The sequence below is a fragment of the Pseudoduganella albidiflava genome, assembly GCF_004322755.1.
Taxonomy (GTDB): Bacteria; Pseudomonadota; Gammaproteobacteria; order Burkholderiales; family Burkholderiaceae_D; genus Rugamonas; species Rugamonas albidiflava.
The window spans coordinates 2,203,082-2,221,706 of sequence record NZ_CP036401.1 but is presented as its reverse complement, the minus strand read 5'-3'; the positions used below and the strand labels follow the sequence as shown (position 1 = coordinate 2,221,706).

Annotated in this window: 10 protein-coding genes; 9 read left to right on the top strand and 1 reads right to left on the bottom strand. The window is 66.1% G+C overall.

What is annotated here, in order from left to right:
- Positions 1 to 497 precede the first annotated feature (497 nt).
- The gene (locus tag EYF70_RS09355; protein ID WP_131145155.1) at positions 498 to 695 is read left to right on the top strand and encodes a hypothetical protein; all 198 of its coding nucleotides are present in this window, start codon (positions 498 to 500) and stop codon (positions 693 to 695) included.
- A gap of 111 nt (positions 696 to 806) precedes the next feature.
- Here EYF70_RS09355 and xth read toward each other — a convergent pair whose 3' ends face one another.
- A complete protein-coding gene (gene xth, locus EYF70_RS09350) occupies positions 807 to 1,622 on the bottom strand; it encodes an exodeoxyribonuclease III (RefSeq protein ID WP_131145154.1) in 816 nt (271 codons plus the stop codon).
- 124 nt (positions 1,623 to 1,746) lie between these two features.
- On the opposite strand from xth, the gene EYF70_RS09345 reads away from it, so the two are divergent.
- The 8 genes from EYF70_RS09345 to EYF70_RS09310 all read left to right on the top strand — a co-directional run bounded on the left by EYF70_RS09345 (position 1,747) and on the right by EYF70_RS09310 (position 18,607).
- On the top strand, positions 1,747 to 3,783 hold the full coding sequence (locus tag EYF70_RS09345) for a prolyl oligopeptidase family serine peptidase (protein WP_131145153.1): 2,037 nt from the start codon (positions 1,747 to 1,749) through the stop codon (positions 3,781 to 3,783).
- A 694-nt stretch (positions 3,784 to 4,477) separates the two neighbouring features.
- Positions 4,478 to 6,073 carry an amino acid adenylation domain-containing protein gene (locus tag EYF70_RS09340; protein ID WP_165497601.1) on the top strand — a complete coding sequence of 532 codons (1,596 nt, stop codon included), beginning with the start codon at positions 4,478 to 4,480 and terminating at the stop codon, positions 6,071 to 6,073.
- The gene (locus tag EYF70_RS09335) at positions 6,070 to 7,566 is read left to right on the top strand and encodes a hypothetical protein (protein WP_131145151.1); all 1,497 of its coding nucleotides are present in this window, start codon (positions 6,070 to 6,072) and stop codon (positions 7,564 to 7,566) included. The genes EYF70_RS09340 and EYF70_RS09335 overlap by 4 nt, the downstream gene beginning before the upstream one ends.
- The gene (locus EYF70_RS09330; RefSeq protein WP_131145150.1) at positions 7,566 to 7,820 is read left to right on the top strand and encodes a phosphopantetheine-binding protein; all 255 of its coding nucleotides are present in this window, start codon (positions 7,566 to 7,568) and stop codon (positions 7,818 to 7,820) included. The genes EYF70_RS09335 and EYF70_RS09330 overlap by 1 nt, the downstream gene beginning before the upstream one ends.
- A gap of 247 nt (positions 7,821 to 8,067) precedes the next feature.
- Positions 8,068 to 9,984 (top strand): putative bifunctional diguanylate cyclase/phosphodiesterase, encoded by a 1,917-nt coding sequence (locus EYF70_RS09325; protein ID WP_131145149.1) that lies wholly within the window; start codon positions 8,068 to 8,070, stop codon positions 9,982 to 9,984.
- A gap of 30 nt (positions 9,985 to 10,014) precedes the next feature.
- Entirely contained in the window at positions 10,015 to 14,916 is a 4,902-nt protein-coding gene (locus EYF70_RS09320) for a HAMP domain-containing protein (protein ID WP_131145148.1), read from the top strand.
- An 83-nt stretch (positions 14,917 to 14,999) separates the two neighbouring features.
- Positions 15,000 to 15,860 carry a CheR family methyltransferase gene (locus EYF70_RS09315; protein WP_131145147.1) on the top strand — a complete coding sequence of 287 codons (861 nt, stop codon included), beginning with the start codon at positions 15,000 to 15,002 and terminating at the stop codon, positions 15,858 to 15,860.
- Between the two features lie 671 nt (positions 15,861 to 16,531).
- Entirely contained in the window at positions 16,532 to 18,607 is a 2,076-nt protein-coding gene (locus EYF70_RS09310) for a methyl-accepting chemotaxis protein (RefSeq protein WP_131145146.1), read from the top strand.
- Positions 18,608 to 18,625: the final 18 nt, after the last annotated feature.

The following is an 18,625-nucleotide window of genomic DNA, read 5'->3' as shown; positions in this document are numbered from 1 at the left end:
TTTCCCGACGCAGCGTCATTCGCATTGAACGGTTAATTCATATTAACACCCGTGCCCATTTATTCACGGAAATAATATCGATGAGCAGAATAACACCCGATCGGCGCGGTCGAGCCAATACAGCGGCATTTTCACCCATATTGCCGCCATCGGGTCGCCTGAAAACCGATGCGGAACGATAATGCCGGCTTTTCCCGACAGCGGATAATTTTCCGCCTGCGAAAATCGACATCCTGAAACCCGCGGATTTACGGCTGGCGAATATGCCGCCACGCCAGGCAAATATGGGGCAACGCCAAAATCGGCGGCCGCGGCGGGCGGCCAGCTCGAGCGGGCACTTCCCTCGCAGCATCTCCGGGACCCATCCTGGCAGGATCCTGAACCGGCTCGGCAGTCGCGTTTTTTCTGAAGTCCGGCGAGTTCCGGCTGCTACGGTAAAATCGGGCATGGTGCCGATCGCGCCATGTCACCGATCACGCAATGGAAGAGGTAATGGTATGGCCAAGAAAGAAGAACTGGATGAAGAAACGCTGGCGTTCATCCAGTGGTGCATCGAAGTAGAGGGTTTCCTGGTGGCCGGTGGCGCCACCGTCGAGCAGGCGCAGGATCATATCGAGGAACAGGTGGAGTGGTTCACCGACCAGTTCTATGACGGGCTGACGCCCGAGGAGGCGGCCAAGGAGGCGCTGGCCTGAGCCGCCGGTTGCCGGAGCATGGGGGAATCCCGGTCCGGAATCCAGCCCATGATCCAGCCTGAACGCCAGTCTGGGATCCAGCCTGGAATGCAGCCGGCAGCTCCATCGCCCTCAGGGCACCTGCCCGGCCTTCACCGTTGCCTTCGGAATCTTCTTCGGATCCAGCTCGATCCACGTGGGCGCATGGTCGCTGGGCTTTTCCCGCCCGCGCACGTCGCGGTCGACCCCGGCCGCCTTCAGGGCCGGCGCCAGCGATGGGCTCAGCAGCAGGTGGTCGATGCGGATGCCGGCATCGCGTCCGAACGCGTTGCGGAAGTAATCCCAGAACGTGTAGATTTTCTCGCCCGGGTACAGGGTGCGCAGCGAGTCGGTCCAGCCCTGCGCCAGCAGGCGCTCGAACGCTTCGCGCGTTTCGGGGCGGAACAGCGCATCGTCGAGCCAGCGCTCCGGCTTGTACACGTCCAGGTCCGTGGGAATGACGTTGAAGTCGCCGGCCATCACCACCGGCGCGCCGGTCGCCAGCAACTGTTCGCCGCGCAGGATCAGCCGCTCCATCCAGCTCAGCTTGTAGTCGAACTTCGGCCCCGGTGCCGGGTTGCCGTTCGGCAGGTACAGGCCGGCGATGACGACATCGTTGACCACCGCCTCGATGTAGCGGCTCTGCTCGTCCGTCGGATCGCCCGCCAGGCCGCGCCCCACCTCCACGGGCTGGGTGCCGCGCGCCAGGATCGCCACGCCGTTCCAGCTTTTCTGCCCGTGCCAGATCACGCCGTAGCCGGCCGCCTCGATGGCCGCGGCGGGAAATTTTTCCTGCGGCGCCTTCAACTCCTGCAGGCAGGCCACGTCCGGCTGCGCTTCTTCCAGCCATTGCAGCAGGGCCGGCAGGCGGGCGCCGATGCCGTTGATGTTGAAGGTGGCGATGCGCATGGGAACTCCGTAAGGCAACAATGAGGAGTTGCGATTGTGACAGCATGGCGCGACATTTGCCACACCCCTGCCGCCCGCTGGGCGTTCGTGTAGAGTACGCCTTCCCGCCATATCAGGAGCAAGCATGAGTTCGTCCCACCCCGAGATTCCCGAAGATCCGCACCAGTGGCTGGAAGAGGTCGGCGGCGAGGCGCCGCTGGACTGGGTCCGGCAGCAGAACGACGTGGCGCTGGGCGAACTGGAAGCGCGCCCCCACTACCCGGCCCTGCACGACCGGCTGAAAACCATCTTCAACTCGCACGAGCGCATCCCCTTCGTGCGCCAGCATGGCGAGTATCTGTACAACTTCTGGCGCGATGCCGACCATGTGCGCGGCATCTGGCGCCGCACCACGCTGGACCGGTACCGCCAGGCGGACCCGCAATGGGACACCGTGCTGGACCTGGACCGGCTGGCCGCCGAGGAAAACGAGAACTGGGTATGGAGCGGCGTGTCGTCGCTGTATCCGCGCGGCGAACGCTTCCTGCTGTCGCTGTCGCGCGGCGGCGGCGACGCCGTCGTGGTGCGCGAGTGGGACATGCCATCGCGCAGCTTCGTGGCCGATGGCTTCCACCTGCCGGAAGCGAAGACCGATATCGCGTGGATCGACGCCGATACGCTGTTCGTGGCTACCGATTTCGGGCCGGGCTCGATGACGACGTCCGGCTACGCCCGCATCGTCAAGGAATGGCGGCGCGGCACGCCCTTGTCCGCCGCGCGCACCGTGTACGAAGCGCTGCCGGACGACCTGGGCGTGGGCGCCTGGCGCGACTTCACGCCCGGCCACGAGTTCCAGTTCGTGATGCGGCAGATCGGCTTCTACAGCAGCGAACTGTTCCTGCGCGAGGGCGACCGGCTGACCAAGGTCGCCAAGCCGGACGATGCCAGTGCCTACACGGTGCGCGACCAGCTGGTCATCGAACTGCGCTCGGCATGGAACGTGGCCGGCCAGGAGTATCCGCAGGGCGCGCTGCTGGCGACCGACTTCCGGCGCTTCATGGCGGGCGAGCGCCAGTTCGACGTGCTGTTCACGCCAACGCCGAGCACGTCGCTCGACGGCGTGGCGTCGACCCGTTCGGCCCTGCTGCTCAACGTGCTCGACAACGTGAAGAACCGCCTCGTCGAGCTGCGCCACGTGGATGGCCAGTGGCAGCGGCGCGATGTCGATGCGCCCGCCTACGGAACGCTGGAAGTGGCGCCGCTGGACGCGATCGCCTCCGACGATTATTTCCTGACCGTCACCGATTTCCTGACGCCGACCACCATGTACCTGGCCCACGCCGGCAGCGACGAACGCACCCCGCTGAAATCGCTGCCCGGCTTCTTCGACGCTTCGCCTTACGAAGTGCGTCAATTCCAGGCGCCGTCGAAGGATGGCACGCTGGTGCCCTACTTCGTGGTGCAGCGCAAGGATGTGAAGGCGGATGGCAGCAATCCCACGGTACTGTACGGCTACGGCGGCTTCGAAGTGTCGCTGAAGCCGTTCTACAGCGGCGTCACCGGCGAAGCGTGGCTCCAGCATGGCGGCGTGTACGTGCTGGCCAACATCCGCGGCGGCGGCGAGTTCGGCCCCCGCTGGCACCAGGCGGCGCTGAAGGAACACCGGCAGCGCGCCTTCGACGATTTCATCGCCGTCGCCCAGGACCTCATCAAGCGCAACATCACCAGCCCGCGCCACCTGGGCATCATGGGCGGCAGCAATGGCGGCCTGCTGGTGGGCGCCGCGCTGACGCAGCGGCCGGACCTGTTCAACGCCGTGGTCTGCCAGGTGCCGCTGCTCGACATGCGCCGCTACAGCAAGCTGCTGGCGGGCGCCTCGTGGATGGGCGAATACGGCGACCCCGACGATCCCGAACAGTGGAAGTTCATCGCCGATTACTCGCCGTACCACAACGTGTTCCCCGACAAGCACTACCCGCGCGTACTGTTCACCACTTCCACCCGCGACGATCGCGTCCATCCCGGCCATGCCCGCAAGATGGTCGCCAAGATGCGCGAACAAGGGCACGACGTGCTGTACTGGGAGAACACCGAGGGCGGCCATGCCGGCGCCGCCAACAACGACCAGCAGGCGAAGATGTGGGCGCTGACGTATGCGTTCCTGCTGGCGCAGTTGAAGTAGGCGCTGTTCGCAGCGGTCCGGCGCCCCTCTCCTGCCTGCCGGACCACTGCCCCCCTCTCCCGGCAACCGTCGCGCTTTTCCTCCGGATCTCGCATCGTCGGCGCGGCCCCTCACCTGCGTGCGCACCGCCGATGGCCGGCACGTCACCGCGACCACGGATGCCGACGGCTGCACCCCGTGGATCGAGCACCATGCCGCCGAAGAGCTGGCGCTGGAACTGGTCGAAGATGGGCACCGGGACCAGATGAACGAATATACGAAAATCTCGCCTGGTCGGCCGGGCGGCCGAACAATGGCTGAAACGCTTCGATATCGACAGCAGCGAGCTGATGACCTACAAGGCAAAGCTGCTGGACGAACCGAAGCTGACCCCGGACAGCACGCTGCCGGACCGGCTTTGATGCCGCGGGCCCCATCCGGCCCCGCAGCGCGGCTGCATAAAGTTGCACACGCCTTCTAGCCTGCGCACGCCGATAATGCGATAGTGGTACAGGTCGGGCGCTGCCTGGACCGGTTTCGTGCCGGCCCGGCACACCTGACCTGGCCTCGAAAACCACACCGTTACACCCGAGCCGCCTCGCTGCATGCCGATCCTGGCGACGGTTCGATGCGCAAGGGCGCGTACCACCTGCCATTGCGGGCTGACGAATGCAGCCGCCCCACCGTTGACCGGCCCCACGCAGGCGAGACCCCGATGAACGAGCCATCGCACACCCGCTTCAACCTGGCGTCCGCCGTGTACCGCCATGCCGTCGCCAGTCCCGGCAGCCCGGCCGTGGTATCGGGCAGTCGTGCGCTGAGCTACGGTGAACTGGCGGCGTGTGCGGCGCGCCTGGCGGCCAGCCTCGCCGGCAGCCGCACGTGGCGGCGGTGCGAAGGGCGCCTGCCCCGGGTGGGGATTCTCGCGTCGCGCGGCGTCGATGCCTGCGTCGCCATCCTCGGCGCGTGCTGGGCGGGCGCCACCTATGTGCCGATCGGCCTGAAACAGCCGGCAGAGCGGATCGCGGCGCTGCTGCGCGACAGCGCGCTCGCCGCCCTCGTCACCGATGACGATGGCGCGAAACTGCTCGGCGAGCGCGTGCTGGCGGCCAGCCCGGCGCTGGTGGTCCACGCCGGCCAGGCCCCGCTTGCCGTCCGCGCGGAGGGCGTCGAGGTGGTGGCACTGGGCGCCCTGCCGCCGGAGTTTGCGGGGGAACCGGCGCCGATATCAGCGGCCGACACGGCCTATATCATCTACACCTCGGGAACGACCGGGGTGCCGAAAGGCGTCATGATCAGCGCCGGCGCCGCGCGCCATTACCTCGCCATGATCACGGCGGAACTGGGCCTGCTGGCCGGCGACCGCGCGCTGGAAACCTGCGAGCCGAGTTTCGATTTCTCGGTGCACAACATGTTCTCGACGTGGGAAGCCGGTGCCGCGCTGCATATCCTGCCGGCCAGCACGGTGATGAACGCCGTGAAGTTCATCCGCGACGGCAAGCTGACCGTGTGGAATTCCGTGCCCTCGCTGGCCGGCATGCTGCGCCAGGTGAAGGCGCTGGCACCGGGCAGCCTGGCCACGCTGCGCATCACGGTGTTCGGCGGCGAACAACTGCCCGCCGCTACAGTGACCGCCTGGCGCGAAGCCGCGCCGCACAGCGCCATCGTCAACCTGTACGGTCCCACCGAGGCAACGGTGTTCTGCCTGGCACAACGGCTCGGCGCGCCGTTGCCGGTGACCCCGGGGCGCGACGTGATCGCCATCGGCATGCCGCTGCCCGGCAACGCGGCCGCCGTCGTCGACGAAGAAGGCCAGCCGCTGCCGGACGACGTTCCCGGTGAGCTGCTGATCGCCGGCCGGCAGCTGGCCGACGGCTATCTCGGCGCGCAGGAGCTGACCGCCGCCCGCTTCCCCTTGCTGGACGGCCAGCGCTGGTACCGCACCGGCGACCTGGCGCTGCGCGACGGCATGGGCCGCTTCCACTGCCTGGGCCGCATCGACAACCAGGTCAAGGTGCTGGGCTACCGTGTCGAACTGGAAGAGATCGAAGCCCACCTGCGCACCGTTGCCGGTGCCGATGTCGTGGCGGCGGTGGCCTGGCCGCTGGCCGATGGGATGGCGCGCGGCATCGTCGGGTTTGTCGGCGCGGCGGACGTCGATGCCGGGGCGATCATCGATGCGCTGCGTACGCGCCTGCCGGCGTACATGCTGCCCGGCCGGGTCATCGCGCTGGCACACATGCCGCTCGGTTCCAGCGGCAAGGTGGACCGGCGCGCGCTGCGCCAATTGCTGGACAGCGCGGGCCCATGACTACGCCGGCCACACCCACCGGGAACGCCCCTGCGGTCGCCGGCGGCGGGGCAGCCGCCCCATCCCGCTTGCGCAGTTTCCTGGCCATCGATGCGCGCGAGCCGCTGGTCGCGCGCGCCCAGGCCCCTGCCGGGCAGCTGCTGATCCTGGTGGTGGCCCTGCTGGCGGTCGCGCCGCATCTCGGCGCCTGGCCCGCCGCCCTGGCTGTCGGCGCGGCGATGGCCGCTACCGCGCGGCCCGGCTGGCGCACGCCGATCCTGTTCGGCGCCACCTGGACCACGGCCTTCCTGGGCACGGCGCTGGGCGAGAACGATACGCTGGACAGCATCGTGGCCGTGCTGGAAACGGAAGGCGGGACCGGATTGTCGCCGCTGGCGCTGGCCATGGGTTTCCTGGCGCTGCTCTTCCTTGGCGCGAACGGCATCCTGCGCCATGTGGCCCGTGCCCCGCGCTCGCTGCTGGCGCGGCGTCCGCTGGCGACGCTGCTGGCGCTGGAGGCGCTGCTGTGCGGCCTGGCCAGCCTCGATGCCGTGCGCGGCACGCCGCGGGTACTGCTGTGGTCCGCGATCGTGGTGCTGACGCCCTACCTGTGGTTCCTGCCGTATGCCATCGTGGACCAGCGCACGCGCGCCCAGGACACCTGGCAGCAGATGGCGTTCCTGCGCCCGTTCTGGAGTCCCTCCTACCTGCCCTTCGGCAAGGGCGCCGCCTTCCTGCGCAAGCACCTGGCCCAGACGCCGCGCGACCTGGCGATCACCCGGCTGAAGGCGGTCAAGCTGCTGCTGTGGGCCAACCTGCTGGTGTTCCTGCGCGCGGCGCTGGCGTGGATCTTCGAAGGGCAGCTGGGCATTCCCCGCGTGGCCGAAGCAGTCGACGCCCACCTTGCCGGCCAGCCGTTTCCCGTGCTGGCCGGCTGGGCCGCGCTGGTACTGTCGACCGCCAGGTTCTCGCTGCAGATCGCCATCTGGGCCCACCTGTTCATCGGCATCGCGCGGCTGGCCGGCTACCGGCTGCCGCGGGGCTGCTGGCGGCCGCTGGAATCGCGCACGCTGATGGATTATTTCAACCGCTTTCATTACTACTTCAAGGAGCTGCTGGTCGACTTCTTCTTTTTCCCCACCTTCTTCAAGGTATTCCGCGCCCATCCGCGCCTGCGCATGTTCTTCGCCACTTTCATGGCGGCCGGTGTCGGCAATGCGATCTGGCACTTTACCCGCGACATCGTGCTGGTCGCCACCGACGGTGCGCCGGCCGCGCTGCGGTCCTACGCCAGCTATGCGTTCTACTGCCTGGTGCTGGCGGTCGCCGTCGGCCTGTCGCAGGTGCGCGTCAGCCTGGGCATCCGGCCGTCACCGACGGCCTTCGGGCGGCTATACTCGTTCCTGTTCGTCTGGTCCTTCGTGGTGTGCATGCACCTGTTCAGCGACGGATCGCGCCAGCACACCCTGGGGGAACGCATGGCGTTCCTCGCCAGCCTTTCGGGAGTCCACTGATGGATGCAAGCGCCAAGCAGGACCTGCGTGACATGTTGGGCAAGATGCTCCAGGGGCACGGCGATGCCGGCGCGTTCGGCGATGGCGAATCGCTGTTCGCCAGCGGCCGGCTGGACTCGTTTTCGATGGTGACGCTGGCCATGCACCTGGAAGAGACCTTCGGCCTCGATTTTTCCGATGTCGAGTTCGATGTCAGCCTGGTCGATTCGGTCGACGACATCGAGGCGCTGGTCGACCGGCAGGCGCCCGGCTGAACGGCGTTTCCGGCCCGGGCAGGCGATGGCGCCGCGCCGTGGTTCCAGGCCGCGCCGGCCAGCCGGTCCGAATCGTGTGCCACGGCCACACCCTCTACAGTAATCTGCTAGATTGTTTCCTGTTGTTATTGCTTTTTTGCTATATTCCGACACGGGCAGTCGGTGATTCTGCTTGACTCGCGCCCGCACAAGCGTATCTTTTACGGCAACAAAATTACAACCAAGACCTAGATCGGGCGGCGTGCTTGTGCATATTCCCAAAGTCCTCCTCGTAAACGACGAGCCCTCCAGCCCGCTTGCGCTGGAGGGGCTCCTGGCACCGGACGCCGATGCGTGCGGCTATGAACTCGTCACCGCGCGCTCCGGCAACGCGGCGCTGCGCGAAGTGCTGCGCCACGATTTCGCCGTGATCCTGCTCGATATCGGCATCCCGGACATGGACAGCTTCGATACCGCCGCCGCGATCCGCTCGCATCCCCGCTCGGCGGCGGTGCCGGTCATTTTCGTCAGCGCCGATGCCGGCGAGGCACACCGGCTGGACGCCTATGAACGGGGCGCCGCCGATTACCTGTGCGCGCCGCTGGAGCCGCAGGTGGTGCAGGCAAAGGTGCGCACCTTCGTCGAACTGACCCGCAAGCACCTGCAATTGCAGGCGCAGGCCGAGGAATCGCGCCGCATCACCGCCGAGCTGCGCTCGCAGCGGCTGCAGGACCTGGAACTGGCCAACCGGGAGCTGGAACTGGAAGTGGCGGAACGCAAGCAGGCCGAGCAGCGGGCGCACGAACTGTCCACCCGGGATCCGCTGACCGGCCTGGTCAACCGCCGCTCGCTGATCCAGCACCTGGAACACGCGGTGGCATCGTGCGACCGCCGGCGCAGCCAGTTCGCGCTGCTGTTCCTCGATCTCGACCAGTTCAAGCAGGTCAATGACGGTTTCGGCCATGACGTGGGCGATGAGCTGCTGCGGCAGGTGGCGGCGCGGCTGTCCGCCGCGGTGCGCGCGTCGGACGTGGTGGCGCGGCTGGGCGGCGACGAGTTCGTCGTGCTCATCGAAGGCAGGGCGCCCGGCGAGAACGCGGCGCGGGTGGCGCGCAAGATCGCCAACGCGCATGCGCGGCCGTTCTCGATCGGCGGGCACCGCGTGCACACCTCCACCAGCATCGGCATCGCCGTCTACCCGCAGGATGGCGCCAGCGCGCGGGCACTGATGAAGAACGCCGACCTGGCCATGTACCGCGCCAAGGAAGAACGCGAGCACCCTGGCGGCCAGGGCCGCAAAGGTGACAGCCAGGGCGGCAAAGGTGATAGCCAGGGTGGCAACATCCGCTTCTTCCATGAGGAGATGAACCGGCGCGAGGACGAGCGCGAACAATGGACGGGCGAGCTGCGCCATGCGCTGTCGCACGACCAGCTCGCGCTGGTGTACCAGCCGCAGGTGGACCTCGCCAGCGGCCGCGTGCGTGGGGTGGAAGCGCAACTGGTGTGGCATCATCCGCGCCTGGGCCAGATCGACGCGGCCGCCTTCGTGCCCGCCGTGCAGGACCGCGGCCTGCTGGAGCGCGTGGATTCGTGGGTGATGGGCGCGGTCTGCGCGCAGGCGGCCGCCTGGCGCGGCGGCGCGGAACCACTCTCCACCGCCCGGGTTGCGCTGAACCTCGTCGCGCCGGCGCTGGGCCCGGACCTGCCGGCGCGCCTGCTGGCCGAATTCCGGCGCCACCTGCTGCCGGCCGGCGCCATCGTGCTGGAAATCTCCGAAGCGCTGCTGGCCGCGCACCATGCCGCGATCGAGCCGCTGTTGCGCCAGCTCCAGGCCGGCGGCGTGCTGCTGGCGCTGGACGACTTCGGCCACGCCGGCACCAGCCTGGCAGCGTGCAAGAAACTGGGGCTGGACATCCTGAAGATCGATCCCGCCTTCGTGCGCAATATCGGCGACGCTTCCGGCGGCACCGACCTGGTGGCCGCCATCGTGCACCTTGCGCGGGCGCTGGCGATGGAAGTGGCCGCGGGCGGCGTCGACCATGCCCACCAGCTGGCCGTGCTGAAGACACTGGGTTGCGACAGCTGGCAGGGCGCGCTATTCTGCGCCCCGCGCAGCGCCGCCGAACTGGCGCAGGCCCTGCCCGGCCTGATATTGACAGACCTGCCTGAACAACATCTTACTTGAACAACATTCCTGAATACTGAGGACTGGTCCATGAACGACATGACCGAATTGCCGGAAGAACTGGATCTGAAGCTGATCCTGCAAACCCTGATGGCATTGAAAAAAGGCGATTTCTCGGCGCGCATGCCATCCGACTGGACCGGCGTATCCGGCAAGATCGCCGATACGCTGAACGACATCATCGAAACCAACGAGCGGATCGTCAAGTCGGTCACCGAAGTGTCGCGCGTGGTGGGCCGTGAAGGCCGGCTGACGCAGCGCGCGCCGGTCACCAACGTGTCCGGCGGCTGGGCCACCATCATCAGCGCGGTCAACACGCTGATCGACGACCTGGTGCGCCCCACCACCGAGATGGCGCGCGTGATCGGCGCCGTGGCCAAGGGCGACCTGTCGCAGACCATGGCGCTGGAAGTGGACGGGCACCCGCTGAAGGGCCAGTACCTGCGCGCCGCCACCACCGCCAACACGATGGTGGAACAGCTGCTGTCGTTCTCCTCCGAGGTGACGCGCGTGGCGCGCGAAGTCGGCACGGAAGGCAAGCTGGGTGGCCAGGCGCAGGTGAAAGGCGTGGCCGGTACCTGGAAGGACTTGACCGATTCGGTGAACTCGATGGCGGGCAACCTGACTTCCCAGGTGCGCAACATTGCCGAAGTGACCACCGCGGTGGCGAACGGCGACCTGTCCAAGAAGATCACGGTGGACGTGCGCGGCGAGATCCTGCAGCTGAAGGACACCATCAACGTGATGGTGGACCAGCTGCGTTCCTTCGCCTCCGAGGTGACCCGGGTGGCGCGCGAGGTGGGGACGGAAGGAAAACTGGGCGGACAGGCCTACGTGCCCGGCGTGGGCGGCACGTGGAAGGACTTGACCGACAACGTGAACTTCATGGCCTCGAACCTGACGGGCCAGGTGCGCAACATCGCGGCGGTGACCACCGCCGTGGCGAACGGCGACCTGTCCAAGAAGATCACGGTGGACGTGAAGGGCGAGATCCTGGAACTGAAGAACACCATCAACGTGATGGTGGACCAGCTGTCCTCGTTCGCTTCCGAAGTGACGCGCGTGGCGCGCGAGGTGGGCACGGAAGGCAAGCTGGGTGGCCAGGCGCAGGTGAAAGGCGTGGCCGGCACGTGGAAGGACTTGACCGACTCGGTGAACTCGATGGCGGGCAACCTGACCGGCCAGGTGAGGAACATCGCCGACGTGACCACCGCCGTGGCGAACGGTGACCTGTCGAAGAAGATCACGGTGGACGTGAAGGGCGAGATCCTGGAACTGAAGAACACCATCAACGTGATGGTCGACCAGCTGAACTCCTTCGCATCGGAAGTGACGCGGGTGGCCCGCGAGGTGGGCACCGAAGGCAAGCTGGGTGGCCAGGCCAACGTGCCCGGCGTGGCCGGCACGTGGAAAGACCTGACGGAGAACGTCAACCAGCTGGCCGGCAACCTGACGGGCCAGGTGCGGAACATCGCCGAGGTGACCACCGCCGTGGCGAACGGCGACCTGTCGAAGAAGATCACGGTGGACGTGAAGGGCGAGATCCTGGAACTGAAGAACACCATCAACGTGATGGTGGACCAGCTGTCCTCGTTCGCTTCCGAAGTGACGCGCGTGGCCCGCGAGGTGGGCACGGAAGGCAAGCTGGGTGGCCAGGCCTACGTGCCCGGCGTGGGCGGCACGTGGAAGGACCTGACCGACAACGTGAACTTCATGGCGTCGAACCTGACCGGCCAGGTGCGCAACATCGCGGCGGTGACCACGGCCGTGGCGCGCGGCGACCTGTCGAAGAAGATCACGGTGGACGTGAAGGGCGAGATCCTGGAACTGAAGGACACCATCAACGTGATGGTCGACCAGCTGTCCTCGTTCGCCTCGGAAGTGACGCGGGTTGCCCGCGAGGTCGGTACCGAAGGCAAGCTGGGTGGCCAGGCCAACGTGCCCGGCGTGGCGGGCACGTGGAAGGACTTGACGGAAAACGTCAACCAGCTGGCGGCCAACCTGACCAACCAGATGCGCGCGATCGGCGAAGTGGCGACGGCGGTGACGCGCGGCGACCTGTCGCGCTCGATCCAGGTGGAAGCGCGCGGCGAAGTCTCGTACCTGAAGGACAACATCAACGAGATGATCCGCAACCTGAAGGAAACCACGCAGAAGAATGCCCAGCAGGACTGGCTGAAGACCAACCTGGCACGCTTCACCCGGCTGCTGCAGGGCCAGCGCGACCTGCAGGCGGTGACCAAGCTGATCCTGTCCGAGCTGGCGCCGCTGGTATCGGCCCACCACGGCGTGTTCTACATGATGGATTCGCAGATGGACGACGCGCGCCTGCGCATGATCGCCAGCTACGGCTACCGTTCCAGCCGCAAGCTGCCCACCTCGTTCCTGCCGGGCGAAGGCCTGGTGGGCCAGTGCGCGCTGGAGAAGGTGCGCATCTGGCTGACCGACGTGCCGCGCGACTACATCGTGGTGTCCTCGGGCCTGGGTTCGGCGCCGCCGACCAATATCGTGGTGCTGCCGATCCTGTTCGAGCAGCAGGTCAAGGCCGTCATCGAGATCGCCTCGCTGGACCGCTTCACGGAAACCCACCTGTCCTTCCTCGACCAGCTGATGGAATCGATCGGCGTGGTGCTGAACACCATCGAGGCGAACAGCCGTACCGAATCGCTGCTGACGCAATCGCAGTCGCTGGCGCAGGAACTGCAGCAGACCAACCAGGAACTGGCCGAGAAGGCCCGCCTGCTGTCGGAACAGAACATCGAGGTGGAGCGCAAGAACCGCGAAGTGGAACAGGCCAAGCTGGCGCTGGAGGAAAAGGCCACGCAGCTGGCGCTGTCGTCGAAGTACAAGTCCGAGTTCCTGGCCAATATGTCGCACGAGCTGCGCACGCCGCTCAACTCGCTGCTGATCCTGGCCCAGCAGCTGGGCGACAATTCGGAAGGCAACCTGTCGTCGAAGCAGGTGGAATTCGCCAAGACCATCCACGGCTCGGGCTCCGACCTGCTCACGCTGATCAACGACATCCTCGACCTGTCGAAGATCGAATCGGGCACCGTCACGCTGGACGTCTCCGAATACCGCTTCGGCAACCTGCGCAACTACGTGGACCGCACCTTCCGGCACATGGCCGAAGCCAAGCACCTGGGCTTCACGGTGGCGCTGCGCGACAACCTGCCCGCCTCGCTGATGACGGACACCACGCGCCTGCAGCAGGTGCTGAAGAACCTGCTGTCGAACGCCTTCAAGTTCACCTCGCACGGCCAGGTCTCGCTCGACATCGGCCTGGTCGACCATGGCTGGAGCCCGGACAACCCGAACCTGGCCAGCGCCGACGCGGTGCTGGCCTTCTCGGTGCGCGACACGGGCGTGGGCATCGCCTCGGACAAGCTGCAGCTGATCTTCGAGGCGTTCCAGCAGGCCGACGGTTCCACCGCCCGAAAGTATGGCGGCACGGGCCTGGGTCTGTCGATCTCGCGCGAGCTGGCGCGCCTGCTGGGCGGCGAGATCCGCGTCGAATCGACGGTGGGCAGCGGCTCCACCTTCACGCTGTACCTGCCGTACAACCGCGCCGGCTTCGTCACCATCGACCAGCCCCGCCCCGCCACCCAGCGCACCCTGCCGCTGCCGCCGAAAGTGATCTACACGCTGCCGGCCGCCGAATCGGCCGAGGAAGCGGCCAACCCGGCGGCATTGGCGGACAGCGATGCGGACAGCGAGGTCTATGGCACCACGCTGGATGACCGCGGCCTGACGGCGCCGGGCGATCCGTCGGTGCTGATCATCGAGGACGATGAGCGCTTCGCCAAGATCGTGCTGGATTTCGCCCGCGAAAAGAATTTCAAGGGCATCGTCACCGCGCGCGGCGACTCGGCCCTGTCGCTGGCGCGCGATTACGCGCCATCGGCGATCCTGCTCGACCTGGACTTGCCGGACATCGATGGCTTCACCGTGCTGGACCGGCTGAAACGCGATCCGGGCACCCGGCACATCCCCGTGCACGTGATGTCGGCCTCGCGCGAGCGGGAACGGGCGCTGCGCTCCGGCGCGATCTCGTTCATGAACAAGCCGGTCAGCAAGGAAGCGCTGACCGAGCAGTTCGCGCGCATCCAGAAATTCCTGCTGGGCGGCAAGCGCAGCCTGCTGGTCGTCGATGACGAGGCAGGCCAGCGCGATGCCATCGTCACCCTGATCGGCGCCACCGATGTCGATATCGCCGCCGTCGGCACCGGCGAGGAAGCGCTGGCGGCGCTGCGCACCAGCCACTTCGACTGCATGGTGCTGGACCTGACCCTGCCCGACATTTCCGGCTTCGACCTGCTCGACATCATCGGCAAGGACCTCACCTTGCGCGACCTGCCGGTGGTGATCAATACGGCGAAAGACCTGAATCGCCGCGAGGTGGCCAAGCTGAAGCGCTATGCCAAGACCATCGTGATCAAGGACGCCCGCTCGCCCGAACGGCTGCTGGACGAGACGGCCCTGTTCCTGCACCGGTCACAGGCCAGCCTGCCGGAACCGCAGCGCCGCATGCTGGAACAGGTGCACGCGCTCGACTCCGGACTGGCCGGGCGCAAGGTGCTGATCGTCGACGATGACCTGCGCAATATCTTCGCGCTGTCCTCGCTGCTGGAACGCGAGCAGATGCAGGTGTCGTTCGCCGAGAACGGCCGCGACGGCATCGAGGTGCTGGAACGCGACCCCACCATCGAGATCGTGCTGATGGATATCATGATGCCGGAGATGGATGGCTACGACACGATGCGGGCCATCCGCCGCATCCCGAAATTCAAGTCGCTGCCGATCATCACGCTGACCGCGAAGGCCATGAAGGGCGACCGCGACAAGTGCATCGCCGCCGGCGCTTCCGACTACATCACCAAGCCGGTGGACGTGGCCCAGCTGCTGTCGCTGATGCGCGTCTGGCTGCATTGATGGTGACGTCGATGGCCCGGCCGGCCGATGTGTCGGCGGATGTGTCGGCGGATGTGTCGGCGGATGCGCCAGCGAGAGCGCCGATGAGTACGCCAGATGCGCGGTTCGAGAAACGCCGCCACGTGCCGGACCCGGAAGTGGAAACACTCGAACTGTCGCTGCTGCTGGAAGCGGTGGCGCAGCGCTACGGCTTCGACTTTCGCAGCCACGACCGGAGCGCGGTCAAGCGCAAGCTGCATGGCCTGATGGCGCGCCGCGGCCTGCGCACGATCTCGCAGTTGCAGGACCGCGTGCTGCACGATGCGGCGGCGTCGAGCGCGCTGCTGCGCGCGCTCGGCGTGGCGCCCGCATCGATGTTCGACGATCCGGACGAGGCGGCCCAGCTGCTTGCCGTGGCCGAACAATGCCTGCCCGGCGCGCCGCTGCCCAAGGTGTGGCTGGCCGATTGCGCCGGCGCCGAGCAGGCCTGGACGGCGGCCGTGCTGCTGGCCGATCGCCAGCTGTTGTGGCGTACCGAGATCTACGCGACGGTGCCCAGCGACGACTTGCTGGAAGAGGCGCTGGGCGCATCGATCCCGCTGGACAGGATGGGCGACTACCAGCGCTGCTACGAACGGGCCGGCGGCAGCGGCCGGCTGTCGGAGTATTTTCACCTCGAGGCGGGGCGGATGGTCCCGGTACCGCAGCTGAAAAGCCGCATCACGTGGGCGCAATACAACCTCGTCACCGATGCCTCGTTCAACGAATTCCAGCTCATCGTGTGCCGCCGTGCCCTGCCCGACTTCGGTCCGCTGCTACGGCGGCGCGTACTGCACCTGTTCCACGACAGCCTGGCCGTGCTGGGCGTGCTGGGTATCGACCGCGAACTCGATGACGGGGACCGGGCGGCCGGCAATTATTGCCAGTTGATTGCCGGGCAATCCTGGTACAAGCGGCTTGCCTGAGGCGGCAGTGCCCGATGCAGTGCCCATCGCGCGCGGAATACATCCAGCGTGAATATGCGGCGTTGAAGGTAAAGCCGCCAAGTTAAGCGTAACCCTACACGTTGGAAGCGCATGCATTCACCCCAACGGCGAAGGGCTGGGGTCAGACCCGCCGGGTCTGACCCCGGTACTTGCACTTGGGGTGGCTTATCTTCGCGGCATTGGCACCCGAGGCATTGCAACGGTCCGCACGGGCAAAAAAAAACCGGCCGCAATCTGAGGAGGGGACCGGTTAAAACGCTTTCTATCGAGAGCGCGGGGATTGACTGGTGCTTGCCGCTTGAATATCCAGTGTTAAAAAAACAATCCTGGATAAATATCCGCGGCCGCGAAAATCGTGCCGGATTGAGGAATCCGGCAACCTGCCGCGCAACAGCAATTGCGCGGTATGGGTACACTTTGCCATCGAACCCCGATATCAGGCTTAGAAGTTCATTAAGGTTATTCTGTCAACCCTGGCACAATGTAAAGTTGGGTATTTCTTACGTGTTTCTACGTAAATGTCGGCGTAATGCAACAGTGAAAACCGGAAGTGAAGAATGTTTATTTAAGTTTCCTTGCAGCATGCCGATAATGGGAAGTCACCGATATTCACCCCAGTTGTCGGGTTATCTTTACTTCCATATTCTTAAATGAAAAACACCACTTTCAATATTCGCAACTGGAGCGTCGGCTCGCGAATCACGGCGATGACGTTCGGCCTGCTGGCATTCACGCTGGCGACCCTGATCCTCCTCATCAGCGTCAGCAACAGCCGGATGCTCGAGGCGCGCTCCATCGCCAGCGTGCAGCAGGAACTGGCCGGGGTGAAGAATATGGTGGAACTGTTCAATACCGCGGTCACCAGTGAAGTCAACGCGTTCGCCAGGGTGCTGGCCACGGAGTTCGATGGCGAGTTCTCGCTCGATCCGGCCACCACGATCGACGTCGGCGGCCGCGCCACGCCGGCGCTGAAGATCGGCGACACCGTACTGAACAACGACTTCACGATTCCGGACCGCTTCACCGCCTCCACCGGTGGCGGCGCGACGATCTTCGTGGCGAGCGGCGACGATTTCGTGCGGGTCTCGACCACCACGAAAAAGGAAGACGGCAGCCGCGCGGTCGGCACGATCCTCGACCACAAGCATCCCGGCTACGCTGTGCTGCGCAGCGGCCAGAGCTACGTCGGCCAGGCTACGCTGTTCGGCAAGCAGTTCATCACCCGCTACGATCCGGTGCGCGACGCCGGCGGCAAGGTGGTGGGCGTGCTGTACGTGGGCGTCGACGTCTCGAAGGAGATGACCACGCTGAAGGAGCGCATCAAATCGATCAAGGTGGGCACCACGGGTTATTTCTACGTGCTCGATTCCACGCCGGGCCCCAACCTCGGCAAGCTGATCGTCCATCCGAAACGGGAAGGCGACGTGATCCTCGATTCGAAGGATTCCGATGGCCGCGCGTTCATCCGCGAAATCATGGAAAAGAAGGAGGGCGTGATCACCTATCCGTGGCTGAACCCGGACGAAACGTCGCCGCGTGACAAGATCGTCGCGTATGCGCCGTTCAAGGAGTGGAACTGGGTCATCGCCGGCGGCGCCTATCGCGAGGAAATCACCGCCGAGGCGACGCGCCTGCGCAACTGGTATATCGGCGCCGGCCTGGTGGCACTGACCGGCTTCTCCCTGATCATGTTTTTTGGCGTGCGCGGCTACATCACGCGCCCGCTGCGCGAAGTCGAACAAGCCGCCGCGCAGATCGCGGCCGGCGACCTGACCGTGCAGCTGACCGTCGATGGCAAGGATGAAATCGCCGGCCTGACGCGGGCGATGAACAGCATCAGCGCCAACCTGTCGGCGGTGGTGGGCCAGGTGCGCAGCGGCGCCGACCAGATCGCGCTGGCATCCGGCGAGATTTCCAGCGGCAACCAGGACCTGTCGTCGCGCACCGAGCAGCAGGCCGGCAACCTGGAGGAAACCGCCAGCTCGATGGAAGAACTGACGGCGACCGTGAAGCAGAACGCGGAAAACGCGCGCCAGGCCAACCAGCTGGCGCAAAGCGCGTCGGACGTGGCCGCGCGCGGCGGTGCGGTGGTGTCGCAGGTGGTCACCACCATGGGCTCGATCGACGCTTCGGCGCGCAAGATCGTCGACATCATCGGCGTGATCGATGGCATCGCCTTCCAGACCAATATCCTGGCGCTGAACGCCGCGGTGGAAGCGGCGCGGGCCGGCGAACAGGGCCGCGGCTTCGCCGTCGTGGCGGGCGAAGTGCGTACGCTGGCCCAGCGCAGCGCGGCGGCGGCGCATGAAATCAAGGGCCTGATCGGCAATTCGGTGGGCCAGGTGGAAGCCGGCAGCAAGCTGGTCGAACAGGCCGGCGCCACCATGCAGGAAGTGGTCGACAGCGTACGCCGCGTCACCGACATCATGGCCGAGATCCGCATCGCCAGCGATGAACAGTCGGCCGGCATCGAGCAGGTCAATACCGCGATCACGCACATGGACCAGGTGACGCAGCAGAATGCGGCGCTGGTCGAGGAAGCCGCCGCGGCCGCAGCGGCGATGCAGGAAGAAGCCGCCGGCCTGGCGCAAGTGGTGCGCCAGTTCAAGCTCGATGAATCGCAGGCCCGCGGGCAGGCAAAAAAAACCCGCGCCGGTAGCGCGGGTGAAGGAATTCAAATCGGGAGAGATTTGAAAGAGCGCGGCTATCTTCTCACGTCGAAATGACAAGGCAATGACATGGCG